The sequence below is a fragment of the Comamonas sp. 23 genome (assembly GCF_049601575.1).
In the GTDB taxonomy this organism is placed as follows: Bacteria; Pseudomonadota; Gammaproteobacteria; order Burkholderiales; family Burkholderiaceae_C; genus Comamonas; species Comamonas squillarum.
The window spans coordinates 575,334-597,784 of sequence record NZ_CP187127.1 but is presented as its reverse complement, the minus strand read 5'-3'; the positions used below and the strand labels follow the sequence as shown (position 1 = coordinate 597,784).

Sequence of the window (22,451 nt, the reverse complement as noted above, 5' to 3'; positions counted from 1 at the left end):
CAAATAAAGAGCAAAACCTGTGTTGGGTTTAACGTCTACACCGAATTGCTGGGTCGCTTCGCACAGGAAACAAAGCGGCACCCGGTCGTAGACAAAAGCGACCCGCACCTGGCAAGCCAGGTGCGGGCGCATATTTTAGGCCTTTGCGCGGGAAGCGACAATAGCCTCGGCCACATTACGTGGGGCTTCAGCGTAGTGCTTGAACTCCATCGTGTACGTAGCGCGGCCTTGCGTTTGCGAACGCAGCGACGTGGCGTAGCCGAACATTTCGGACAGTGGCACTTCTGCCTTGATGGCCTTGCCGCCACCGACCATGTCGTCCATGCCCTGCACCATACCGCGGCGGGAAGACAAGTCACCCATCACGGTACCGGCGTAGTCTTCAGGCGTTTCCACTTCCACGGCCATCATGGGCTCGAGGATCACGGGGCTGGCCTTGCGAGCAGCTTCCTTGAAACCGAAGATAGCGGCCATCTTGAACGCCATTTCGTTCGAGTCCACATCGTGGTACGAACCGAAGGTCAGCGTCACTTTGACGTCCACCACAGGGTAGCCAGCCAGCACGCCGGAGGTCAGCGCTTCGATCACGCCCTTTTCCACCGCAGGGATGTATTCGCGAGGAACCACACCGCCCTTGATGGCGTCGACGAACTCGAAGCCCTTGCCTGGCTCTTGCGGCTCAACCGTGAACACCACGTGACCGTACTGGCCCTTACCGCCGGACTGGCGAACGAACTTGCCGTCCACGTCCACCACCTTTTGGCGAATCGTTTCGCGGTAGGCCACTTGGGGCTTGCCCACGTTGGCTTCCACGTTGAATTCACGCTTCATGCGGTCAACGATAATTTCCAGGTGCAGCTCGCCCATACCGGCGATGATGGTCTGACCCGATTCTTCGTCGGAGCGCACGCGGAACGATGGATCTTCTGCAGCCAGACGCGACAGAGCGATACCCATCTTTTCCTGGTCGGCCTTCGACTTGGGTTCCACAGCCTGTGCAATCACGGGCTCTGGGAACACCATGCGTTCGAGCACGATAGGCGAAGCCACGTCACACAGGGTTTCACCGGTGGTCACGTCCTTCAGGCCCACGCAAGCGGCGATGTCACCGGCGCGGATTTCGTCCACTTCAATACGGTCGTTCGCCATCATCTGCACGATACGGCCGATACGCTCTTTCTTGCCCTTGACCGAGTTGTACACGGTGTCGCCCTTGGACAGAACGCCGGAGTACACACGCACGAAGGTCAACTGGCCCACGAACGGGTCGGTCATCAGCTTGAACGCCAGAGCAGAGAACTTTTCGCCGTCGTCCGCCTTGCGGGTCAGCTTCTTTTCTTCGTCTTCTGGGTCGGTACCAGCCACGTCAGGGATGTCCACTGGCGAAGGCAGGTAGTCGATCACGGCGTCCAGCATGCGCTGCACACCCTTGTTCTTGAACGCGGTGCCGCACAGCATAGGCTGGATTTCGGTCGACAGCGTGCGGGCACGGATACCGGCCTTAACTTCTTCTTCCGACAAGGTACCTTCTTCCAGGTACTTGTTCATCAACTCTTCCGACGCTTCGGCAGCCGATTCCACCAGGTTTTCACGCCACTTGTTGGCGGTCTCGACCAGGTCTGCAGGAATGTCAGCGTATTCGAACTTCATGCCCTGGGACGCTTCGTCCCAGATGATGGCCTTCATCTTGACCAGATCGACCACGCCGGTGAAGTTGTCTTCAGCGCCGATTGGGATCACCACGGGCACGGGGTTGGCTTTCAGGCGCAGCTTCATCTGGTCGTAGACCTTGTAGAAGTTGGCACCGGTACGGTCCATCTTGTTCACAAAGGCCAGACGTGGCACCTTGTACTTGTTGGCCTGACGCCACACGGTTTCAGACTGGGGCTGCACGCCACCCACAGCGCAGTACACCATGCAAGCGCCGTCGAGCACGCGCATGGAACGTTCCACTTCAATCGTGAAGTCCACGTGGCCGGGGGTGTCGATGATGTTGAAGCGGTGTTCTGGGTAGGACATGTCCATACCCTTCCAGAAGCAGGTCACTGCAGCGGAAGTGATGGTAATGCCACGCTCTTGCTCTTGCTCCATCCAGTCGGTGGTAGCAGCGCCGTCGTGCACTTCGCCCAGCTTGTGGGTCACGCCGGTGTAAAACAGGATACGTTCGGTCGTGGTGGTTTTACCTGCGTCGATGTGCGCAGAAATACCGATATTGCGGTAGCGCTCGATGGGGGTCTTGCGAGCCATGGTTGATCCTTTGTTGATCAGTAAGTGTGGAGGCGATGCGGACTGGCGGATTGCGCAGGCATCAGCCTACGATGTGAGGGCAGTCTCAACCGAGCAAGGCCGCAGGCAAAAATTGTTGCATGCGGCCTTTGCAATATCGAGACAGATCTCGCGCAGCTTAGAAGCGGAAGTGGCTGAATGCCTTGTTGGCTTCGGCCATACGGTGCACTTCGTCACGACGCTTCATCGCGCCGCCACGGCCTTCGGTGGCTTCCAGCAGTTCGTTGGCCAGGCGTTGGGCCATGGACTTTTCACCGCGCTTGCGAGCAGCTTCCTTGATCCAGCGCATGGACAGAGCCAGACGACGGACAGGACGCACTTCCACTGGCACCTGGTAGTTGGCACCGCCAACACGGCGGGACTTCACTTCGACCATGGGCTTGACGTTGTTGATGGCAACAACGAAAGCTTCCAGCGGGTCTTTATCAGGGTGCTTCTTCTCGATCAGTTCCAGAGCGCCGTAAATGATGCGCTCAGCAACTGCCTTCTTGCCGCCTTCCATGATCACGTTCATGAATTTGGACAGCTCTACATTGCCGAACTTTGGATCCGGCAGAATTTCACGTTTGGGGACTTCGCGACGACGTGGCATTTCTTTACCTCTATCTTTGCTTCAGTTGGCATCTTTTCAGACACCGCGAGAGCCAATCAAGGACTCCCACTTACTCGACCCACACAAAACACTTGCGCTTGGGGTCACTACGCTGAATCTCGCGCCACGCGGGACACAGCACCTTTGTATTCGTTCAAAAACCAGGGCTTACTTGGCCTTAGGCTTCTTGGCACCGTACTTCGAACGGGACTGCTTACGGTCCTTGACGCCTTGCAGGTCAAGCGAACCGCGCACGATGTGGTAACGCACACCTGGCAAGTCCTTCACACGGCCACCGCGCACCAGCACAACGCTGTGCTCTTGCAGGTTGTGGCCTTCACCGCCGATGTACGAAATGACTTCGAAACCGTTGGTCAGACGAACCTTGGCCACCTTACGCAAAGCCGAGTTAGGCTTCTTAGGCGTCGTGGTGTACACACGGGTGCACACGCCGCGGCGCTGGGGGCAGTTTTCCATAGCAGGGCTCTTGGATTTAACAACTTCTACCGTGCGGCCCTGACGCACGAGTTGGTTAATGGTTGGCATTAATAAACGTCCCTAAACGTGAAATTACCGTGAACTTACCGTGATTTGCTGCCAGCCCCTTGCCCCAAAGGCAAAGACGGCAGCCCCTTCGGAAATTCCGAAAAGCCCTCTAATGTACCACCTGACTCCAAATTGAGCAAATGGTTTGGACCCAAGGCCACTGCCCGGTGGCCGCCATCGCGGCACTTTCTTCAGGCAGCGCCCAACAGCTCTGCTTTAGCTGCTCTCATTTTTGCAAGCACAGAAACCACAAAGCGTGCCAGGGGCACGCTTTGCAGAGGGGTGGACTGGGCGTCTGCCGGGCCTTAGAACCTGTTCAAAGTCTCCTCGCGCCGCGACAGTGTCTTTGCGGGATGGGATGCTAGGGGGGGGGGGGGGGGGGGGGGGCGCCCAGCCGCGCAATACCGCAGCAATAGCCCAGCTATTGCGAGGATTTGCAACGACGCAGACCGCCCCTGCCCGGGCGGCCCTCGCCGGGCGCCCCTTCCCGGGCAGCGCAAAGCCACTGTCCCTAAGGGTTGGAGTGAAATCGGGCGATTTCTGCGCGCTGGCCCTTGCTTGCACCCCGGTGCAAGCTGCGTTCCATCCCTTCGAACTCATCCCGATTGCACTCCAACGCGGCGGCGTAGAGACTTTGAACAGGTTCTTATAGGGCCGGCATCAGCACCGCTTTACTTGATCCACAGACGGATCGCATCCCAGGCGCGGCCAAAGATGCCCGCTTCTGCGACATCGTCGAGCGCCACCAGCGGCACCTCGGCCACTGGCTGGCCGCCCGCCATCACCTTCAAGGTGCCCAGCTTCTGGCCCTTGGTGAAGGGCGCAATCAGCGGCTCCTGGCTCACCACCTGGGTTTCGAGCTTGCCGCCGGTGCCCGCTGGCACATTCACGACGATGGGCGCCACGCTGCCGATCTTGACGGTGTCCTGCGCGCCCTTCCAGGCCTTGGGGGTCGCCACGGCCTGGCCGCCATCGAACAGCTTGACGGTGTCGAATGCGGTATAGCCCCAGTTCAATAGCTTCTGGCTTTCGTTGGCGCGGTCCTTGTCGCTGGCCGCTCCCAGCAGGATGGAGATCAGGCGGCGCTCGCCCGCATTGGGTACCTGGCGCTTGGCCGTAGAGACCAGGCAATAGCCGGCGGCATTGGTGTGGCCGGTCTTGAGGCCGTCCACCGTCGGGTCGCGGAACAACAAAGTATTACGATTGGTGCCGTTGGACTTGGGCGTGCCGGGGTAGAACCACTGCTTGGTCGCGTAGTAGTGCATGTACTCCGGGAAGTCCTTGATCAGGCGGTTGGCCAGAATGCTCAGGTCCTTGGCGGTCGTCGTGTGGCCCGGCTCGGTCAGGCCTTCGGGGTTCTTGTAGGCCGTGTTGGTCATGCCCAGCGCCTTGGCCTGCTCGTTCATCAGGCGCACAAAGTTCTCGGCCGTGCCGCCCACCGCTTCGGCCAGCGCCATCGTCGCGTCGTTGCCCGATTGCACAATCATGCCGTGCAGCAGGTCATCCACCTTCACCTGCATCTTGGGGTCGATGAACATGCGCGAGCCGGGCATCTTCCAGGCGCGCTCGCTCACCGGCATGGTCTGCTCCAGGCTGATCTTCTTGTTGCGCAGCGCATCGAACACCACATAACCCGTCATCAGCTTGGTGAGCGAGGCCTGCTCGACCGGCGCATCCACATCCTTGGCCGCCAGGATCTGGCCGGTGGTCACGTCAAACAACAGGTAGTTGCGCGCCGCGATCTCGGGCGGCTGGGGCGCTGCCAATTGGGCAAAGGCCAGGGTGGGCGCCAGCAGCGCTGCTGCAGCCCAGTTACGCAGGGTGGGCATCAAGCTCGATTTCATGTCGTTCAACTCTTAGAAACAAGTGCCTGCAGCGCAGGATGGCTGGCCGCAGGATATCAAAAACAATAGCAATACTACACCACCATCACAAGGCGGGGGCCAGCAGGTGGCGCGTGACCAGGCCTTTGAGCAGCGGTAATTGTCCGTGGAAAAAATGCCCGCCTCCGGGCACAACCGTAACCGGTAGTATCTGAGGCCGGGCCCAGTCCATCACCGCCGACAGCGGCACCGTGTCATCGGCCTCGCCATGCACCACCAAGGTGCGCTCATGGGCTTCGGGCGGCAAGGTCGCCACCGTAAAGCGCGATGCGGCCGTGCCCACGAACACCGCCTTGTCGATCTGGCGTTGGGGCCAAAGTTCCGCCAACGCATGGCTCATCACAAAGGAGCCAAAAGAAAAACCGGCCAGCGCCAGATTCCCCTGGGGCGCGAGCTGCTCGACCACAGCCAGAAAATCATCTCGCTCGCCGCGGCCTTCGTCATAGCTGCCTGCCGACTGGCCGACACCGCGAAAGTTGAAGCGCAGCGCCGTCCAGCCGCTCGCCACAAAGGCCCGCGCCAGGGTCTGCACCACCTTGTTGTCCATCGTGCCGGCAAACAGCGGATGGGGATGGGCAATGATGGCCGTGCCGCGCTGCGCGCCATCGGGGCTGGCGGCCAGATCGCGGGCCACTTCCAGAATGCCGGCCGGCCCGTGGATGGTGAAACGTTCGGTTTGCGCGTTCATGCTGCGGTCTACTCCATGGCGGGCCACCCAGCGCCTGCAGCGGCAGTGGCGCCCTGTGTCTGTGCGGGAAAAAAAGGGGAGGAAGCAGGCGCGCGCTCAGCGGCCCACGTCGGGCGGGGTCAGCAAGCGCTCGACCACCTTGCCGTTCTTCAGGTGCGACTCGACGATTTCATCGATATCGTCATTGTCGATATAGGTGTACCAGACGCCCTCGGGGTAGACCGCCATGATGGGGCCGCCTGCGCAGCGGTCCAGGCAGCCAGCCTTGTTGACGCGCACCTTGCCCGGCCCGCTCAAGCCTTCGGCTTTTACGCGGGCCTTGCAGTGGTCAAACATGTCCTTGGCGCCATGGTGGGCACAGCTGTCTTCACCGTTGACGCGGTCATTGAGGCAGAAGAACACGTGGTGCTGGTAGTACTGGCCGTCGTTGCCAGGTTTTTGCTCGCTCATGCCAAGCTCTCTTCGAATGCGATCCCCCATTGTGGCAGCTTGGCGCCCGCCTGGCGCCCAGAGGCCGCAATACTGCCACGGGCTACTGCGTTTAGCCTTGCTCGGGCGGTGTGCTGGAAGCCGCGCGCTGGTCCAGGCGTTGGCGCCGGCGCGCCGCCACCACCGCAGGCAGCCGGCCCAGGCGCAGCAGCACATAGGCGATCACCGCAAACGGCCACAGCCAGCTGAGCCACTGGCCCAGGCCAAAAAAGCGGATAAAGCGCCCCTGCTCCCAGGACTGCAGGGCATCGGCGTAGTAGGGGTTGGGCGGCGACTGGTTGAGCAAGTTGACATCGATCATCAAGCCCATCAGCAGCAGCAGCACGCAGTAGCGGCGCGGCAGGCCCACTTGCAGCAGCGCCAGCGACACGGCCAGCGCAATGCCCAGGCGCGTGGTCTGGTCCAGCCAGTCCCAGGCATAGCTGGGCCCGTAACTCAGCGAGGACGACAGCGCCGAGAATGCAATCCCTGCCAGCACCACCAGCGCCACCATGGCCATGCGCCGCGTCACGCTGCCCATCACGCTGAAGGCGAGCCAGCAGGGAATCAGCAGGCCCAGCAGCACGGCCATCAACTGGCCGATGGGCGACAGCGGCTCGGTGGCCTGCATGAAGTTGGGCATCCAGTGCTCGAAGGCCGAGTTCTCCAGCATGTCGACCAGCCACATCTCCAGCCGGTCAAAGACCTGGCCCAGGCCAAAGGGCTGCGCGGCCGGGAACAGCAAGGCCAGCGGCCACAGCATCAGCAGCACGATCGCGCCCCGCGCATCGGCATCGAACCAGCGCGCCCGCACATCGCGCCAGCGCCGCAAGATACCCAGCCAGGCCAGCAGGGGCACGGCCAGCGCGCCCAGCAAGGTGCCGATGCTGTTGAGCAGCCAGTCCATGTTGCTGGACACCCGCAGCGGCAGAAAAATCTGCAGGAACTCCATCGCGAGCGACAGCAGGCTGCCCACGCACAAGGCCCAGAGCCAGCCCGTTCTGACCCAGCCATGGCGCCACCAGCCCAGGCTCAGCAGCAAGCCCAGCGGCGCATAGCCGGCCACATTGATCCAGACATCGAACCAGGTCCAGTACGGCGGCGGAATGCGGGCGAGCAAAAACTCCGCCGGCGAGATGCCCTGGGTGCGCCAGCCCGCAAAGGGAAAGAGGCTGGCAAAGACGATCAGCGCCATATACACCGGCACCAGCGGCCAGGCGATGGTGCGGTGCTCGCCGGCCGGGGCCGGCTCTTGCAGGTTGAGGGGAGCGGGGCTGCTGTCAGGCATGGTGCGTGGACCCTGGTGCGCAGATGGTGGTGCGTTAGGCGGTACCCGAGTGTGCGCGGATTAAAAGGGTTTGACGACGACCAGCACCACGATGATGACCATGGCCAGCACCGGCACCTCGTTGAACCAGCGGTACCAGACATGCGAATGCCGGTCCGTGCCATTGGCGATCTTGCGCAGCAGCACCGCGCAGGCATGGTGGTAGCCGATGACCAGCAGCACAAAGAACAGCTTGGCATGCAGCCAGCCGCCTGCGCCGCGCCACCAGCCCAGCCACAGCCACAGGCCCAGGCCCAGCGCCAGCACCGCAATCATCGTCATGAAGCGCAGGAGCTTGCGCGCCATCAGCAGCAGGCGCTCGCGCTCGGCCTGCGAGTCGGCCGGCACCATGGCCAGGTTCACGAAGATCCGGGGCAGGTAGAACAGGCCCGCAAACCAGCTGGCCACAAACACGATATGAAAGGCTTTGATCCACAGCATGAGCATGCGCCACAGTGTAGTGGCTGGCACGATGGCCCAGCGCTGGACCCCGGCTTAAACACGGTTCGATGCCGCGCTCAGGTCGGGGCTTGATCTGGCGCAAGCCAGGCACAAGCCCAGCGTCCATTCCTCCATGCCCAGCGCAGTCTCTCGGGCCCGCGCTGTGCAGCCTGGCATTGATCTGGCGCACAATTGCTGCATGCATCTGTCCAGCCCCACCCCCTTTCCCCATAACCGTCCGCGCCGTCTGCGCCGCGATGCCTTCACCCGCAACCTGGTCCGCGAGAACGTGCTCACCCCGCACGACTTCATCTATCCGGTCTTTGTGCATGAAGGACAAGGCAAGCGCGAGCCCGTGCTGTCCATGCCGGGCGTTGACCGCCTGAGCCTGGACCTGTTGCTGCCGGTGGCCGAGCAGTGCGTGGCGCTGGGCATTCCGGTGATGGCCCTCTTCCCCCAGATCGACACGGCGCTCAAGACCCCCGACGGCAAGGAGGCGCTCAACCCCGAGGGCCTGATCCCGCGCGTGGTGCGGGCGCTGAAAAAGGAATTCCCCCAACTGGGCGTGATGACCGATGTGGCGCTCGACCCCTACACCAGCCACGGCCAGGATGGCCTGCTCGACGAGACCGGCTACATCCTCAATGACGAAACTGTCGAGATCCTCGTGGGCCAGGCGCTCAACCATGCCGAGGCCGGTGTCGACATCGTGGCCCCCAGCGACATGATGGACGGCCGCATTGGCGCGATCCGCGACGCCTTTGAATCCCAGGGCCACATCTACACCCGCATCATGGCCTACAGCGCCAAGTACGCCAGCGCCTTCTACGGCCCCTTCCGCGATGCGGTGGGCACGCGCGGCGCGCTGGGCAAGGCCGACAAGAACGTCTACCAGATGGACCCGGCCAACACCGACGAGGCACTGCGCGAAGTGGCGCAGGACCTGGCCGAAGGCGCCGACATGGTGATGGTCAAGCCCGGCATGCCCTACCTGGATGTCGTGCGCCGCGTCAAGGACGAGTTCAAGGTGCCCACCTTTGCCTACCAGGTCAGCGGCGAGTACGCGATGCTCAAGGCCGCCGCACAAAACGGCTGGCTGGACCATGACCAGGTGATGATGGAGTCGCTGCTGGCCTTCAAGCGCGCCGGCGCCGACGGCATCCTCACCTATTTCTCGCTGGACGCTGCGCGCTGGCTCAAAGAGAAAAACTGATAGCAAAAATACCAGAACGGGCTTGCACAGGCCCGTTTTTTTTGCCATGCTGCGCCTGAACCGTTCGAGGAATTCCGGTGAGTACACCCAGCAGCATCCGCATCTTTCACATCGTCGGCAACGAGGCCAGCGAACTGGCCGCCGTGCCCTATGAACTCCCGGACAAGGGCTTTTTGTGGCTGGCCTGCACGCGCGGCTACTTCAGCGAGCAGCTGGGCAGCCTGCAGCTGGCGCTGCAAAAGCTCAGCGGCGCGCCGCTGGTCGATCTGCATGTCTCCGACCTGCTCAATGCCCAGCTCCCCTCCCACTACGATTACACCTCGCAGTACGACCTGCTGGTGATACGGCGCCTGGCCAGCACCCCCTCGCAGGCGGGCACCGCCGCCTTGGCCGCCGCCCGCCGCACCGCCGCTGCCAAGCCCATCAATGAGGCGCCCCACATCAGCACCATCCCGGTGGGCTTTGCCGCCTGGGAGCGGGTGCTGCTGTCGGTGCACCCGGAGGACTGCACCGTGCGCGACGCCTATGCGCGGCGCCTGCTGCAGTTTGCCAAGGCCGGCGCGCCCGCCCCGCAGGATGCCAGCGCGCCCGACCTGGGCCAGATATCGCATGCCACGCAAGAGCGCCTGGCGCGCGAGGACAAGGCCTTTCGCAACCCCGGCAGCAGCCCCACGCCGGGCGGCCTGCAGCCCATCCGCCTGCCCATGTCCCCGGCCGATCTGATGATGCGCGTGGTCAACATCATTGTGGACAACTACCTGGACCTGCGCCGCGAGCTCTCGCGCCACCTGGACCAGTGGCAAAGCGCGCTGCTGTCGCCGCGCAAGCGCATTGCCAACTGGCAGGCGCTGCTCGAAGCGCGCCTGTCCCTGCACCAGCTCGACGAGATCTGCGAGGACCAGCGCGCCGCCGTGCAGGACTGGGTCGATGCGCTGGAGACCTGGCCCCAACCCGAGGCGCCCAGCGCCCAGCGCGAGCTTGAAGCGCTTAAGGTGCGCAGCCGCGATGTGCTCGAACATATCGAGCGCGTGGTGCACCATGTGCGCCGGCTGGAGCAAAGCACCGAGACCGCCGTGCAGATGCATTTTTCGGTGCAGAGCAACCGCGCCAACGACATCATGCGCACACTCACCACCATCACCGCCATCTTCCTGCCGCTCAACCTGATTGCCGCGATCTTTGGTATGAACTTCGAGTTCATCCCGCTCATCCACAAGGAAGACGGCTTCTGGTGGGCGATGGGCGTGATGGCCTTCATCACGGTGGCGCTGATCGGCTTTTTCTCGTACAAACGCTACCTGACCCGCACGGGCCGATAGCGCTGTACAGCCCCCAGCAGCGGCGCATGGCGCGCCGCTGCTGGACGGCTTACTGGCCCAGATCAATGCGGTAGACCGCGCGCTGCGTGCCCGTGCCGTCATCGGCCTTGTCCAGCGAGACATTAGCCAGGCCCGCTGCCTGCGCCACAGGCAACGCGTTGGCCGCCGACGTGAACAGCACCTTGCCGGCAGTGGGCGTCTTGGCAAAGCGCCAGCTGTGGGCAGCGCCGTTGGCCGCGCGGCTGATCTGCGGATGCTCCTTGATGTAGGAGATCACCACATCGCGGTTCGCATCGGGCGAGGCATAGATCGTGGCGCGGCCATCGAGCTCAGGCAGAAAGCTCTTGCCGCTGGTGGCGCGGTAGTTGTTGGTGGCGATCACAAAGTCCTGCGCCGGGTCGATGGGGGCGCCCTTGTACTGCAGATCCACGATGCGGCTGCCGACGGGCTGGGTCACATCGATCTGGTAGCGCATGTCGGCGGTGGTGAACATGTCAAAGTTGTAGCCGGGGAAGCTGCTGATCAGCCACTGGTCTGCGGTCGCAGCCGGGTCGATGCGGTTGAAGCGCTGGGCAGCGGCCTCCAGCCAGCGCTTGATCTGCGCGCCGTTCACCTTTACCGCGTAGACGGTGTTGGGGTAGAGATAGAGGTCGGCCGCGTTGTAGATCGCCAGCGGGCCGGCGGCCACATCGGTGTAATCGCCACCGCCCTGGAAGCCCGACTTGAAAGGCGCGCTCACCGACAGCACCGGCAGCTGCGCATACTGCGGCAGGTTGGCCTGCACATAGCGCTGCACATAGTCCTGCTGCGCCTGGTTGACCAGCTGGATCGCGCCGGGGTCGCCCACATCGGCAAACTGCGTGCCCATGCGAAAGTCCGTCTGGCCCACCGGCGTCTTCACATAGCTGATCGCCGCCTGGTGCTGGCTCTCCACCACCGGTGCAATGCTGCTGTCGACGGCGACATAGCTGGTCTTGCCGGCGGCATCCTTGCCGGTGGTGGTGCTGCGCAGCTCCGACTTGCTCTGCGTCTTGTCCACGCTCCAGGCCTTGCCGTCCCACTTCAGCGCCAGCGCCACCACGCCCAGCGCCTTGCCCCAGCTGCTGGCCATCACCGCCGGCACGCCGTTGATGGTGCCGGCCTTGTTGTCGACACCGGCCATGCTGAATGCCGGTTGCGCGGCCGTGTCGGGGAACACGCTGTGCTGGTGGCCCATCACCATCGCATCGATGCCCGCCACCTGGCTCAGGTAGAGGCCCGGGTTCTCCATGTCGGCGCGGTATTCCGAGGCGTCCAGGCCGCCGTGCAGCAGCGCCACAACGATGTCCGCACCCTTGCTGCGCAGCTCGGGCACATACTTTTGCGCCGCCTCGACGGCGCCGGTCACCTGCACCTTGCCTTCCAGATGGCGCTTGTCCCAGCCGAGGATGCCGGGCGTGGTAAAGCCGATCACGCCGATCTTGATGGGCAGCTTGACGGCCTTGCCGTCGCTGTCGGTGCCGCTGATCTCGCGCTCCAGCACCACATAGGGCGACACCAGCGGGGCCTTGGTCTGGCTGCTGATCACATTGGCCAGCGCCATCGGGTAGCCATTGCCCACGCACTTCTTGCTGGCATCGACGCCATCGACCTGGAGGCCGCCACCGAGCACCTGGTTGAGAAAGGGCAGGCCATAGTTGAACTCATGGTTGCCCAAGGTGCCGGCATCGAACTTGAACACTGCCATGGCCTTGTACATCGACAGCTGCTGGTCGCAGGCAATCGGCGCCACCTGCGCCTCGTAGTCGGCCAGCGCCGTGCCCTGGATGGTGTCGCCGTTGTCCACCAGCAAGGTATTGGCATAGTCGCTGCGCGCCTGGCGGATCAGGGTGGCCGTGCGCTCAAAGCCGTACGAGGGGTCATCGGCCAGCTTGAAGTAGTCGTAGCTGCGGATGTTGAAGTGCAGGTCGGTGGTCTCCAGCACCGCCAACGTGGCCGTGGCCGCTTTGGTGCTGCTGGAGCCGCCACCGCCGCAGGCCGTCAGCATGGCGGCAGCGGCCAGCGCGGACAAGGCAAGCGGCGCCATCCGCAGGTCGGTGGCACGGAAAAAGGGGATACGCATGGTGCTTATCGTTGAAAGTGAGCGATGCGCGCATCATCTGCAGCCCCTATGACGACGGTGTTACGAACGGCCCCCGAAAATGCAACAAAGCCTTGCAGGCTGCGTGCCGGCAAGGCTTGGTGCGGAGCACAGCGGGAGTGACCGCTCAGCCTACATGCTTGGCAAAAAAGGCCATGCTGCGCGCCCGTGCGGCGGCCGATGCTGCTGCATCGTACGAGCCGCGCTGGTCGCAGTTGAAGCCGTGGTCGGCCACGTAGACATAGACCTCGGCCTCGGGGTGGGCAGTGCGGAAAGTGTCCACCGACGCCAGCGAGATCCAGTGGTCCTTGTCGCCAAAATGGGCCATCACCGGGCACTTGGGCGTGCGCGCGATCTCTTCGCCCGTGGTCATGCCGCCGCCGTAGTACGGCACCGAGGCCGACAGGCCCTGGAGCTCACAGGCTGCGCGCCAGGCCAGCAGACCGCCCCAGCAAAAGCCGGTGATGCCGACCTTGCCGCCGCTGCGGCGTGCGCCTTCATCAATCGCAGCCTGCAGGTCCAGCAGCACACCGGGCGCCACCGCAGGCGCTTCGGCAGCGGCCTTCAGGGCCACGCCGGCTTGCATGTCGGCCTCGCTGTAGCCCAGGTCCACACCGGGCTTGATGCGGGCAAACGTGGCCGGCGCAATCGCCACATAGCCGCTTTGGGCAATGCTGTCCGCCACCGAGCGGATGTGCGAATTGACACCAAAGATCTCCTGCACCACCACGATGGCGCCGCGCGCCTGGCCTTCAGGCTCGGCGATGTAGGCCGGAAACACCTGGCCGTCGGCCGAGGTCAGATCTACAAAATGTCCCATAGCGATCACTCCTTGCTAAACAGATTCGACAGATGCGAGATTGGGGGCCTGGTTGATTATGGCGTTGCGCAGGCCGCTGCCGGCGCCGGACGCGCCAGCATCGTCAGCCAGGCGGCCGCTAGCAGCAAGGCCAGCCCGCCATAGACCGCCGCCAGGCCCAACCCGGTCTGCGGGTTCACCAGGTGGATGCCCAAGGACGCGAGCAGCGAGGTCAGCAAAAAGGCCAGACCGCCGGCAATGCCGCCCGACAAGGCAGCGTGTTTGGGGAACATCGACAGCACATTGGCGAAGTGGATATTGAACACCAGGCCCGCTGCCACATGGATGCAAAAGGCGACGGCCGCCATCACTTCCAGCGATGGCCAGGACGCGGGCAGCCAGGCCGTCAGCGCCAGCAGTGCGATGAAACCAGCCATCGCCAACAGCGCAGCCTGGTGCTTGGCCGCCAGCGAGCGCGCCATCGCCGCGCGGGCGATCAAGCCGCCGCCCATCCAGGCCAGGCCCATCAGCAGCGCGAGCGACCCCGTCGTCGTGGGCGGGCGGTGGTACACGGTCTCGACGATAAAGGGCGAGGCCATGCTCCAGCCCATCACCATCGCATACGCAGCGCTGACGCAGAGCACGCCGCGCGCAAAGGCGCGGTTGCGCATGATCTCCCAGGCCCGGCTGGCCACTTCACGCGGCCGGATGGGCTGGGGCTGGGCGAGGGTCTCGCCACCGCCCAGCAGCTCCAGCACCAGCGCAACCACCGAGAACACGGCCAGCACCACAAAGTTGGCGCGCCAGCCCCAATGGGTCTGCACAAAGCCGCCGATAAAAGGCGCGCAGATGGGCCCCAGCGACCAGACCACGGTCATCCAGGTCAGGTAGCGCTGCAGTGCCGAGCCCCGGAACACATCGACAAAAAAGGTGCGCTTGCCCACCACGGCGACCGCGCCCAGCAGGCCTTGCAGCAGGCGCAGCGCGCAGATGACCACGATGTCGTCACTGACGGCAATGGCCGCGCTCGACAGCGCAAACAGGGCCAGCGCCACCATCGTGGGCCGCCAGCGGCCAAAGCGGTCCAGCAGCACGCCCACCACCAGCTGGCCCAGGCCATAGCCGGCGATGAACAAGGTCAAGGTCAGCTGGATCTGGGACGCGGTGCCGCCCAGGCTCTGGGCCATGGCGGGCATCGAGGGCAGGTAGATATCGGTGCCGATGCCCGAGAGCGGGATCAGCAAAAAGGCCAGAAAAACGCCGAATGTGGCGTTGTCAGCAGTGATTCTTCGCATGGGAGTCTGCGCCTGAAAATAAACAGGGCGCCAGTGTGTTATGTTTTTTAGACTGGTACAAGATTCTGCTTAGCCTAGGCTTGAAAGGCCTATACTGCACTGCACCATTGACCGCGAGACTAGCGCCCCATGACATTGTTTGCAGCCCCCCCACCCCATGACCCGCCTGCTGTCGCGGCCTCTGTCCGCTCGCAGGAGCTGGGCCACTTTCTGCGCGCGCGGCGCGAGAGCCTGTCGGCCGACGCCATGGGCCTGGCGCGCCACGGCCGGGTGCGCACCCCGGGCCTGCGGCGCGAAGAGGTCGCCCAGCTCGCCGGCATTGGCGTGACCTGGTACACCAAGCTCGAACAGGGCCGCGAGGTGCAACCGTCGCGCCAGGCGATCGAGGCCATTGCCCGGGCGCTGCAATGCAATGACGACGAACTGCGCCACCTCTTGGCGCTGGCGGGCATCAAGCTCGACCAGGCTGCACCCTCCGCCGACGACGCCCCGGGTGCGCTGCACATGCAGCTGCTCGACAAGCTGCTGCCCTACCCCGCCCAGATGCAAAGCGCGGCCTTTGACCTGCTGGCCGCCAATGCCGCCTATGAGCGGCTAATGGGCGTGTCGCTGCAGCAGTTGCCTGCCTTGGAGCGCAACTGCCTGCACATGAACCTGTTCAACCCCCAGTGGCAGCGCGTGGTGCGCCACGAGCCCCAGGCCATTGAGCGCATGGTGGCGATGTTCCGGGCGGCCTCCACCCAGCAAAGCGGCGATCCAGCCATTGCACAGCGGCTGGACTACTTTCTCAGGCACTCCGAGGTCTTCCGCCATGCCTGGGAGCGCTACCAGGTGCGCAGCCCCGAGAACAACGAAAAGACCTTTGACCACCCTACGCTGGGCATCATCCATCTGCGCCAGACCTACTGGTGGTCGGCCCCGCGCAACGGCATGCGCATGGTGGTCTACCTGCCCGTCAGCGACCAGGACGCCGAGGCGCTGGACCGGCTGGCCGCGCTGCCCGCGCCTTGAATGCGACCTGGGCAGCACAGTGGGCAGCGGCCGCAAGCTCGCCTAAGAACCTGTTCAAAGTCTCCTCGCGCTGCGACAGTGTCTTTGCGGGATGGGATGCTAGGCGCAGTGCGCAGCCAATAGCCAGCTATTGGCAAGCGCTGCAACGCCGCAGACCGCCCCTGCCCGGGCGGCCCTAGCCGGGCGCCCGCAAAGCCACTGTCCCGAAGGGTTGGAGTGAAATCGGGCGATTTCTGCGCGCTGGCCCTTCCTTGCACCCCGGTGCAAGCTGCGTTCCATCCCTTCGAACTCATCCCGATTGCACTCCAACGCGGTTACGTAGTGACTTTGAACAGGTTCTAAGATAGGGCCTCTTTTGCGAGCCGACATGCCATGACCTCAATCGTCCTTATCACTGGTGCCAGCCGTGGCATCGGTGCCGCCACCGCCGTCCTGGCCGCCCAGCATGGCTGGGATGTGGCCGTGAACTACAGCAGCAATGAAGCTGCGGCCCAGGCCGTGGTGCAGGCGGTGCAGGCCCTGGGCCGCCGCGCCATCGCCGTGCAGGCCGATGTGGCCGACGAGGGCCAGGTGCTGGCGATGTTTGCGCGCGTGGACAGCGAGCTGGGGCGCATCACGGGGCTGGTCAACAACGCCGGCGTGGTGGACCGCGCCCAGCGCCTGCAGGATATGGACATGGCGCGCTGGCGACGCATGTTCGACATCAATGTGCTGGGCAGCTTTCTCTGCGCCCGCGAGGCGGTGCGCCGCATGAGCACCGCCGAAGGCGGCGCGGGCGGCAGCATCGTCAATGTCTCGAGCCGCGCCGCCTGCCTGGGCTCGGCCCACCAGTATGTGGACTATGCGGCGTCCAAGGCCGCTATCGACACGATGACCCTGGGCCTGGCCCATGAGGTGGCCGCGCAAGGCATCCGCGTCAATGGCGTGCGCCCGGGCCTGATCGAGACTGACATCCACGCCAGCGGCGGCCAGCCCGACCGCGTGCAGCGGCTGTCGGCAGGCGTGCCCTTGGGGCGCGGCGGCACCGCAGACGAAATCGCCCAGGCCATCTACTGGCTGATGTCCGAGCACAGCAGCTACTGCACCGGATCCTTCATCGATGCCGGAGGCGGCCGCTAGGCCGCCCGTTCTGACGGAACCCACCATGCGCCCTGCTCCCCATGTTCTGCTGCTGGAAGACGATCCAGCCATTGCCCGCACCGTCTGCTATGCGCTCGAGCGCGATGGCATCGGCTGCACCCACAGCCTGTTGCTGGCCGATGCCCGCGCGCAGTGGGCCAGTGGCCACTTTGATGCGCTGCTGCTCGATGTGGGCCTGCCCGATGGCAATGGCCTGGACTGGTGCCGCCAGCTGCGCGTTGCTGGCTCGCCCGCGCCCATCCTGGTGCTCAGCGCCCGGGGCGAAGAAGTCGACCGGGTGCTGGGCCTGGAGCTGGGCGCCGATGACTACCTGAGCAAGCCCTTCAGCCCGCGCGAGCTGGTGGCCCGCACCCGCGCACTGCTGCGCCGCGCCCAGCAATTTACGCTGGCGCCGGCCAGCGCCAGCAGCGCCCCGCCCCATGCCGCCAGTGCTGCCTTCCAGCTCGACGAGGCCGGCCAGTGCGTGCGCCTGCAGGGCGTGCTGCTGGATCTGACGCGGCGCGAGTTCCAGCTGCTCAGCAGCCTGCTGGCCGCGCAGGGCCGCATCCTCAGCCGCAACCATCTGCTCGATGCCGTCTGGGGCCTGCACAGCGACAGCACCGACCGCACGGTGGACACCCACATCAAGACCCTGCGCGCCAAGCTGCGCGCCGTGGTGGCCGACCGCGACTTCATCACCACGCACCGCGGCATGGGCTACAGCCTGCGCGATGGCGACTGAGGACCGGCCATGCGTCTGGGGATCCGCCTGCTGTTTGCGTTCTTCCTGATCAACGGGCTGGCGGCCTTTTTTGTGCTGCGCGTGTTCATGGCCGAGATCAAGCCCAGCGTGCGCAAGGTGACCGAAGACACGCTGGTCGAGACCGCCTACTTGCTGGCCGCGCAGGCCAGCGATGACCTGGCCGATGGAAAGCTGGGCAGCGGTAGCGGCAGCAGCACCAGCCGCTTTGCCCAGCAGGTGCAGGCCGCCTTCCAGCAGCCGCTGCGGGTGTGGATCTGGGACACGCGCAAGGCCGCACTCGACCTGCGCGTGACCGTGACCAATGCCCAGGGGCGCGTGCTGTTCGATTCGGCAGGGCTGGATGTGGGGGCCGACTACTCCCGCTGGCGCAATGTGGCGCTCACCTTGCGCGGCGAATACGGCGCCCGCACCTCGCGCGAAGTGGCCACCGACGAGGCCACCAGCGTCATGTATGTTTCCGCGCCCGTCGTGCAGGGCGGCACCATCCTGGGCGTGCTCACCGTCTCCAAGCCGGCCAACGCGGTGCAAAGCATCATCGACAGCAGCGAAAGCAAGATGCTGCGCGGCGGTGTGCTGTTTTTGCTGCTGTCGGCGACCGTCGGCTTTGCCATCACCTGGTGGCTGGTGGTACAGGTGCGCAAGCTGCGCAGCTATGCCCAGCAGGTGCAGGGCCCCACCTTGCAGGAGGCGCAAGGCAGCCGCATCACCCGCGCGCCCAAGACACCCGAGGTGCCCAATGTCCCCGGCGAGCTGGGCGACCTGGCCCAGGCCATGGATTCGATGCGCCGGCGCCTGGAGGGGCGCGACTACATCGAAGGCTATGTGCGCGCCCTCACGCATGAGCTCAAGAGCCCGGTCGCCGCCATCCGGGGCGCGGGTGAGCTGCTGCAGGACGAGCTGCCCGCCGCCGACCGCGCGATGTTTGCCCAGCAGGTGGTGGACCAGAGCCTGCGCCTGCAAAACCTGATCGACCAGCTGATGCAGCTGAGCCAGCTGGAGCAGCGCAGCGCGCTGGCTACGGTCAGCCAGCACACCAGCCTGCGCGCCTGCGCCGAGCAGGCCATCGCGCAGCTGCAGGCCACGGCCTCGCAAAAAGGCATACAGCTGGTACTGCAAGGCGATGACAGCCAGGGCGCCTGGGATGCGGCCCTGGTCACGCTGGCGATCAGCAACCTGCTGGCCAATGCGCTGGATTTCTCGCCTGCCCACAGCCAGATCGTGCTGACCTTGGCGCCCCAGCGCCTGGCCGTGCAGGACTGCGGCCCGGGCGTGCCGGCCAGCCTGCTGCTCCGCCTGGGCGAGCGCTTTTTCACCACGCCGCGCCCCAACGGCGAGCGCAGTGGCAGCGGGCTGGGCCTGTCCATCGTGCAGCGCATCATGCTGCTCCATGGCGGCCGGCTGCAGTTTGCCAATACCCATCCGGGCCTGCGCGCCAGCCTTGATTTCTCGGCCCAGGACTGAGCACTTCCGCCGCAAGCCGCTGCACTTCACACTGCCTTCACAGACTTCATGCTCGGCTCACCGGGGCCGCAGACACTCGCCGCACCGATACACAGAGCAACGAGGAATGCATGAAAAACAGACTGGTGCAAAAGGCCCTGAGCCTGGCCATCACTATGGCGCTTTTGCTGGTGGCGCTAATGATGATCAGCGATGTGGTGCGCGACCGCATCTACAACCGCGACCGCGCGGTACAAAGCGTGGTCAACAGCACCGCAGGGTCGCAGACCCTGTTTGGCCCGGTGCTGGCCCAGCGCTGCAGCCGTGAAGTGAGCGGCAAGGACAGCGAGGGGCGTGTGGAGACCCGCCTGGTCAGCTTTCAGCGCTACGCGCTGCCCGATGAGATCAGCCACCAGACGCGGGCCGAGATGCAGCCGCGCGCGCGCGGCCTCTACCAGGTCAACACCTTCCTCATGCACGACAAGCTGGTGGCCCGCTTTGCGCCCGGCAACCAGCTGCAAGGCAAGCCCGAGGGCGGTGCCGTGCGCCACTGCGATGCGCCGCGCCTGGTCCTGCCGCTCAGCGATCCGCGCGGCATCCGCAGTGCGACTTTGCAGGTCGATGGCAAGCCGCTGCCGCTGGAGCCAGGCACCGGCCACGGCGTCTACACCCGGGGCCTGCAGACCAAGCCTATGACTGCTGCCAGTGGCAACGACAGCAGCGCCATCGAAGTGGTCGTGCTGCTGCAGTTGATGGGCACCGAGCGCCTGGCCTTTGTGCCGCTGGGCGGCACCAACCAGGTCAGCATGCAGGCCGACTGGCCCCATCCCTCGTTTGGTGGCAACTTTCTGCCGCTCAGCCGCGAGATCAGCGACCAGGGCTTCAACGCCAGCTGGAGCATCCCGGCGCTGGCCTCATCGGCGCGCCAGGCCTTTGTGCAGGAGCGCTCGCTGTGCAGCCTGGGCACGCCCGACACCACCTACGCCCATGCCTCCGACGAAAGCCAGTGCCTGGAGCAGTTTGGCACCAGCTTCATCGACCCGGTCAACCCCTATAGCCTGAGCGACCGTGCCACCAAGTACGGCCTGCTCTTTGTCGTGCTGACCTTTGTCGCCGTGGCCATGTTCGAGGTGCTCAAAAAGCTGCGCGTACACCCGGTGCAGTACCTGCTGGTGGGCTCGGCGCTGTGCATTTTCTTCCTGCTCCTGATCAGCCTGTCCGAGCACCTGGGCTTCAGCCAGGCCTATGCCATTGGCGCGGGCGCCTGCGTGCTGCTGCTGGGCTACTATGCCAGCCACATCCTGGGCAGCCTGCGGCGCGGCCTGCCGTTTGCCGCGCTGATCGCAGTGATGTATGGCCTGTTGTTTGTGCTGCTGCAGCTCGAACAAACCGCGCTGGCCGTCGGCTCGCTCGCGCTGTTCGCCGTGCTGGCGATCGTGATGGTGGCCACCCGCAAGGTCGACTGGTATGCGTTTGGCAAAGGCGACGCCCCCGAGCCAGTTCCCACCCCAGCCTCCAAGACTTTTGGCCCACGCACCCAGGAGAGCGCATGAACACCGACACCCGCATGGATCAACAGCGCCAGCAATGGCGCCAGGCCCAGCACCAGATGAGCCGCAGCCAGTTGCGCGCGCTGCGTGACCAGTGGCTGGAGCGCGGCAGCCAGCTGCCGTTGCAGGCCAATGCCCGGCGCCTGATGTGGCTGCGGCTGCGCTGCTCGCTGTTACTGGCGCAGCAGCGGTTCTGAACGCCTATTCACACCCCAACGCAACAAGGCAGCCCTCGGGCGGCCTTGTTGCTTTTTTAAAAATGAGAGCCTATTTGGCAGGCGGTACGCCGCTGCCCCGGCTGATGGCGCGCAAGCGAGCTTCCGGCGACAGGCCGCGCACGCACTGCACATTGGCGTCGCCCAGCAGGCTGTCGCACTTGCGGATGGCGGTGTCCAGATCGGCTTCGCGCTGGCGCTCGGCCTCGCTCTTGGGTGGCGTGAAGATGGACACCTCGCTGGCCGCCTGCTGGTGGGCCTCCTGGATGCCGGCTGCGCGCTGTTGCTTGGCCCCGCGCAGGCACTCCTGCTGCGCGCTCTTGCTGTCCTTGTCGTTGCCGGCATGGCCGGTCTTGCAGTCCTCGACCGCCAGCGCATAGCGGCGGTTCACCTGGGCGGCCAGCGCCTTGAAGCGGTTGTTGCCGCTGGGGTGGCGGCGCGCCTGCAGCTGGGCGGCGTCGACCTCGTGCTGGGTCTGGGCCTCGGCGGTGCAGCGGCGCTGCGCCGCCGAGCCGGTGGCCAGGCGCTTGCAATGCGCCAGGGCTTTGTCTGCGCGGGCATCGAGCTGTGCCACCGCCTCGCGGTAGGCATCGTCATCCATCGCGGCTGCCAACAGCGGCAGCACGGCCACGGCGCCTATCACCCAGGCAGCGGCCAGGCGCCACAGCGGGCGCATCACTGCGCCGCCCATCAGCGGTTTTGTTGGCGCAGCCAGGTATCGAGCTGCTGGGCCACCTGGTCCGTGGCCGAGGCCAATGCGGCGGCGGCACCAGCCGCATCGGCGCTGGCGGCGGGTTGCTGGGCCTGGAACACCTGCTGGGCCAGCCAACGCTCCCCCTTGGGGGTGATTTCGCTCAGAGTGGCGCGCAGGCGCAGCACGCCCTGGCTCGACTGGGCCGAGTCGAAGACCTGGCTGAAATCCACCACTTCGAGGCGCAGCATCGCCGGGTAACCGCTCTTGCGCAGCAGCTGGGTGGCGCCATCGTCATCGAGCACGACGGCGCGCTGGCCACTAAGCACATCGCGCATGCGCTGCTGGATCAGCTGCATGGCCGGCAGCACCCAGCTGGCCTGGGTGTAGGGCCGCAGCTCGCGCACATCGGCATAGGCCAGGCGGTAGTAGATGGCGGCGCTGGCATCGGGCACGCCCGCGGCGCGCACATTGGCCAGCACCAGCGGCTCGGCGCCGGCAGCTGCCGCGCTGGGTGAGACCGGCGCGGCTGTCGGGCCAAAGTCATAACGGGCGACGGGTTGGGGCTTTTGCGGCAGGGCCGAGCAAGCGGCCAGCACCGCCACGGATGCAGCCACCAGGGCTGCACGGCCTGCGCCTTGCAGGCGGCGGCCCCATGGTGCACGCAGGGAAGTAGAAATCATGGC

21 protein-coding genes are annotated in these 22,451 nt (G+C 64.9%); 8 read left to right on the top strand and 13 right to left on the bottom strand.

The features are described 5' to 3' along the window. Window positions 1–135 precede the first annotated feature (135 nt). From fusA to ACPEE1_RS02500, 8 genes are all read right to left on the bottom strand, one after another. Entirely contained in the window at window positions 136–2,247 is a 2,112-nt protein-coding gene (fusA, locus tag ACPEE1_RS02535) for an elongation factor G (RefSeq protein WP_182344014.1), read from the bottom strand. A 157-nt stretch (window positions 2,248–2,404) separates the two neighbouring features. Further along, the gene (rpsG, locus tag ACPEE1_RS02530; RefSeq protein ID WP_021026534.1) at window positions 2,405–2,878 is read right to left on the bottom strand and encodes a 30S ribosomal protein S7; all 474 of its coding nucleotides are present in this window, start codon (window positions 2,876–2,878) and stop codon (window positions 2,405–2,407) included. 168 nt (window positions 2,879–3,046) lie between these two features. Further along, window positions 3,047–3,424 (bottom strand): 30S ribosomal protein S12, encoded by a 378-nt coding sequence (gene rpsL, locus ACPEE1_RS02525; protein ID WP_012202325.1) that lies wholly within the window; start codon window positions 3,422–3,424, stop codon window positions 3,047–3,049. Window positions 3,425–4,095: 671 nt separating this feature from the next. Continuing rightward, complete coding sequence (locus tag ACPEE1_RS02520; RefSeq protein WP_243419386.1) at window positions 4,096–5,268, bottom strand: D-alanyl-D-alanine carboxypeptidase family protein; 1,173 nt, start codon at window positions 5,266–5,268, stop codon at window positions 4,096–4,098. 85 nt (window positions 5,269–5,353) lie between these two features. Next, complete coding sequence (locus ACPEE1_RS02515) at window positions 5,354–5,995, bottom strand: alpha/beta hydrolase (protein WP_116926817.1); 642 nt, start codon at window positions 5,993–5,995, stop codon at window positions 5,354–5,356. 96 nt (window positions 5,996–6,091) lie between these two features. After that, window positions 6,092–6,445: a (2Fe-2S) ferredoxin domain-containing protein gene (locus tag ACPEE1_RS02510; RefSeq protein ID WP_021026531.1), complete on the bottom strand. Its 354-nt coding sequence runs from the start codon at window positions 6,443–6,445 to the stop codon at window positions 6,092–6,094. 91 nt (window positions 6,446–6,536) lie between these two features. Next, entirely contained in the window at window positions 6,537–7,751 is a 1,215-nt protein-coding gene (locus tag ACPEE1_RS02505; RefSeq protein WP_116926816.1) for a VanZ family protein, read from the bottom strand. Between the two features lie 60 nt (window positions 7,752–7,811). Beyond that, on the bottom strand, window positions 7,812–8,231 hold the full coding sequence (locus ACPEE1_RS02500) for a CopD family protein (protein ID WP_182345516.1): 420 nt from the start codon (window positions 8,229–8,231) through the stop codon (window positions 7,812–7,814). A gap of 199 nt (window positions 8,232–8,430) precedes the next feature. Here ACPEE1_RS02500 and hemB point away from each other — a divergent pair, with 199 nt between their 5' ends. Continuing rightward, window positions 8,431–9,444 (top strand): porphobilinogen synthase, encoded by a 1,014-nt coding sequence (hemB, locus tag ACPEE1_RS02495; RefSeq protein WP_423935094.1) that lies wholly within the window; start codon window positions 8,431–8,433, stop codon window positions 9,442–9,444. Window positions 9,445–9,515: 71 nt separating this feature from the next. After that, complete coding sequence (locus tag ACPEE1_RS02490) at window positions 9,516–10,763, top strand: magnesium transporter CorA family protein (RefSeq protein ID WP_409935207.1); 1,248 nt, start codon at window positions 9,516–9,518, stop codon at window positions 10,761–10,763. A gap of 49 nt (window positions 10,764–10,812) precedes the next feature. On the opposite strand, the gene ACPEE1_RS02485 is transcribed toward ACPEE1_RS02490, so the two are convergent. The 3 genes from ACPEE1_RS02485 to ACPEE1_RS02475 all read right to left on the bottom strand — a co-directional run bounded on the left by ACPEE1_RS02485 (window position 10,813) and on the right by ACPEE1_RS02475 (window position 14,976). Continuing rightward, window positions 10,813–12,864, bottom strand: a complete 2,052-nt coding sequence (locus ACPEE1_RS02485) for a bifunctional 2',3'-cyclic-nucleotide 2'-phosphodiesterase/3'-nucleotidase (RefSeq protein ID WP_423935092.1) — start codon at window positions 12,862–12,864, stop codon at window positions 10,813–10,815. A gap of 145 nt (window positions 12,865–13,009) precedes the next feature. Beyond that, window positions 13,010–13,702 (bottom strand): dienelactone hydrolase family protein, encoded by a 693-nt coding sequence (locus ACPEE1_RS02480; RefSeq protein WP_423935090.1) that lies wholly within the window; start codon window positions 13,700–13,702, stop codon window positions 13,010–13,012. Window positions 13,703–13,758: 56 nt separating this feature from the next. Beyond that, complete coding sequence (locus ACPEE1_RS02475) at window positions 13,759–14,976, bottom strand: MFS transporter (protein ID WP_423935088.1); 1,218 nt, start codon at window positions 14,974–14,976, stop codon at window positions 13,759–13,761. Window positions 14,977–15,105: 129 nt separating this feature from the next. On the opposite strand from ACPEE1_RS02475, the gene ACPEE1_RS02470 reads away from it, so the two are divergent. The 6 genes from ACPEE1_RS02470 (at window position 15,106) to ACPEE1_RS02445 (ending at window position 21,056) form a co-directional block, all read left to right on the top strand. Next, window positions 15,106–15,987, top strand: coding sequence for a helix-turn-helix transcriptional regulator (locus ACPEE1_RS02470; RefSeq protein WP_116926812.1), 882 nt, complete (start codon window positions 15,106–15,108; stop codon window positions 15,985–15,987). Window positions 15,988–16,359: 372 nt separating this feature from the next. Continuing rightward, window positions 16,360–17,106 carry an SDR family oxidoreductase gene (locus ACPEE1_RS02465; RefSeq protein WP_182344023.1) on the top strand — a complete coding sequence of 249 codons (747 nt, stop codon included), beginning with the start codon at window positions 16,360–16,362 and terminating at the stop codon, window positions 17,104–17,106. A 25-nt stretch (window positions 17,107–17,131) separates the two neighbouring features. After that, window positions 17,132–17,848: a two-component system response regulator CreB gene (gene creB, locus ACPEE1_RS02460; protein ID WP_116926810.1), complete on the top strand. Its 717-nt coding sequence runs from the start codon at window positions 17,132–17,134 to the stop codon at window positions 17,846–17,848. 9 nt (window positions 17,849–17,857) lie between these two features. After that, window positions 17,858–19,330 (top strand): two-component system sensor histidine kinase CreC, encoded by a 1,473-nt coding sequence (gene creC, locus ACPEE1_RS02455; RefSeq protein ID WP_423935086.1) that lies wholly within the window; start codon window positions 17,858–17,860, stop codon window positions 19,328–19,330. A 110-nt stretch (window positions 19,331–19,440) separates the two neighbouring features. After that, on the top strand, window positions 19,441–20,862 hold the full coding sequence (creD, locus tag ACPEE1_RS02450; protein ID WP_116926808.1) for a cell envelope integrity protein CreD: 1,422 nt from the start codon (window positions 19,441–19,443) through the stop codon (window positions 20,860–20,862). Further along, window positions 20,859–21,056 (top strand): hypothetical protein, encoded by a 198-nt coding sequence (locus tag ACPEE1_RS02445; protein ID WP_116926807.1) that lies wholly within the window; start codon window positions 20,859–20,861, stop codon window positions 21,054–21,056. Before creD ends, ACPEE1_RS02445 begins: the two co-directional genes overlap by 4 nt. 70 nt (window positions 21,057–21,126) lie before the next feature. Here the strand turns inward: ACPEE1_RS02445 and ACPEE1_RS02440 are convergent, their stop codons facing one another. Both ACPEE1_RS02440 and ACPEE1_RS02435 read right to left on the bottom strand, forming a co-directional pair. After that, on the bottom strand, window positions 21,127–21,750 hold the full coding sequence (locus ACPEE1_RS02440) for a hypothetical protein (protein WP_182344029.1): 624 nt from the start codon (window positions 21,748–21,750) through the stop codon (window positions 21,127–21,129). Between the two features lie 14 nt (window positions 21,751–21,764). After that, window positions 21,765–22,448 carry an ABC-type transport auxiliary lipoprotein family protein gene (locus tag ACPEE1_RS02435; RefSeq protein WP_260718437.1) on the bottom strand — a complete coding sequence of 228 codons (684 nt, stop codon included), beginning with the start codon at window positions 22,446–22,448 and terminating at the stop codon, window positions 21,765–21,767. Window positions 22,449–22,451: the final 3 nt, after the last annotated feature.

What these genes read in the sequence shown, in the direction of transcription:
- fusA (WP_182344014.1), bottom strand. Translation starts at nt 2,247, where the DNA reads ATGGCTCGCAAGACCCCCATCGAGCGCTACCGCAATATCGGTATTTCT.
- rpsG (WP_021026534.1), bottom strand. Translation starts at nt 2,878, where the DNA reads ATGCCACGTCGTCGCGAAGTCCCCAAACGTGAAATTCTGCCGGATCCA.
- rpsL (WP_012202325.1), bottom strand. Translation starts at nt 3,424, where the DNA reads ATGCCAACCATTAACCAACTCGTGCGTCAGGGCCGCACGGTAGAAGTT.
- ACPEE1_RS02520 (WP_243419386.1), bottom strand. Translation starts at nt 5,268, where the DNA reads ATGAAATCGAGCTTGATGCCCACCCTGCGTAACTGGGCTGCAGCAGCG.
- ACPEE1_RS02515 (WP_116926817.1), bottom strand. Translation starts at nt 5,995, where the DNA reads ATGAACGCGCAAACCGAACGTTTCACCATCCACGGGCCGGCCGGCATT.
- ACPEE1_RS02510 (WP_021026531.1), bottom strand. Translation starts at nt 6,445, where the DNA reads ATGAGCGAGCAAAAACCTGGCAACGACGGCCAGTACTACCAGCACCAC.
- ACPEE1_RS02505 (WP_116926816.1), bottom strand. Translation starts at nt 7,751, where the DNA reads ATGCCTGACAGCAGCCCCGCTCCCCTCAACCTGCAAGAGCCGGCCCCG.
- ACPEE1_RS02500 (WP_182345516.1), bottom strand. Translation starts at nt 8,231, where the DNA reads ATGCTGTGGATCAAAGCCTTTCATATCGTGTTTGTGGCCAGCTGGTTT.
- hemB (WP_423935094.1), top strand. Translation starts at nt 8,431, where the DNA reads ATGCATCTGTCCAGCCCCACCCCCTTTCCCCATAACCGTCCGCGCCGT.
- ACPEE1_RS02485 (WP_423935092.1), bottom strand. Translation starts at nt 12,864, where the DNA reads ATGCGTATCCCCTTTTTCCGTGCCACCGACCTGCGGATGGCGCCGCTT.
- ACPEE1_RS02480 (WP_423935090.1), bottom strand. Translation starts at nt 13,702, where the DNA reads ATGGGACATTTTGTAGATCTGACCTCGGCCGACGGCCAGGTGTTTCCG.
- ACPEE1_RS02475 (WP_423935088.1), bottom strand. Translation starts at nt 14,976, where the DNA reads ATGCGAAGAATCACTGCTGACAACGCCACATTCGGCGTTTTTCTGGCC.
- ACPEE1_RS02470 (WP_116926812.1), top strand. Translation starts at nt 15,106, where the DNA reads ATGACATTGTTTGCAGCCCCCCCACCCCATGACCCGCCTGCTGTCGCG.
- ACPEE1_RS02465 (WP_182344023.1), top strand. Translation starts at nt 16,360, where the DNA reads ATGACCTCAATCGTCCTTATCACTGGTGCCAGCCGTGGCATCGGTGCC.
- creB (WP_116926810.1), top strand. Translation starts at nt 17,132, where the DNA reads ATGCGCCCTGCTCCCCATGTTCTGCTGCTGGAAGACGATCCAGCCATT.
- creC (WP_423935086.1), top strand. Translation starts at nt 17,858, where the DNA reads ATGCGTCTGGGGATCCGCCTGCTGTTTGCGTTCTTCCTGATCAACGGG.
- creD (WP_116926808.1), top strand. Translation starts at nt 19,441, where the DNA reads ATGAAAAACAGACTGGTGCAAAAGGCCCTGAGCCTGGCCATCACTATG.
- ACPEE1_RS02445 (WP_116926807.1), top strand. Translation starts at nt 20,859, where the DNA reads ATGAACACCGACACCCGCATGGATCAACAGCGCCAGCAATGGCGCCAG.
- ACPEE1_RS02440 (WP_182344029.1), bottom strand. Translation starts at nt 21,750, where the DNA reads ATGCGCCCGCTGTGGCGCCTGGCCGCTGCCTGGGTGATAGGCGCCGTG.
- ACPEE1_RS02435 (WP_260718437.1), bottom strand. Translation starts at nt 22,448, where the DNA reads ATGATTTCTACTTCCCTGCGTGCACCATGGGGCCGCCGCCTGCAAGGC.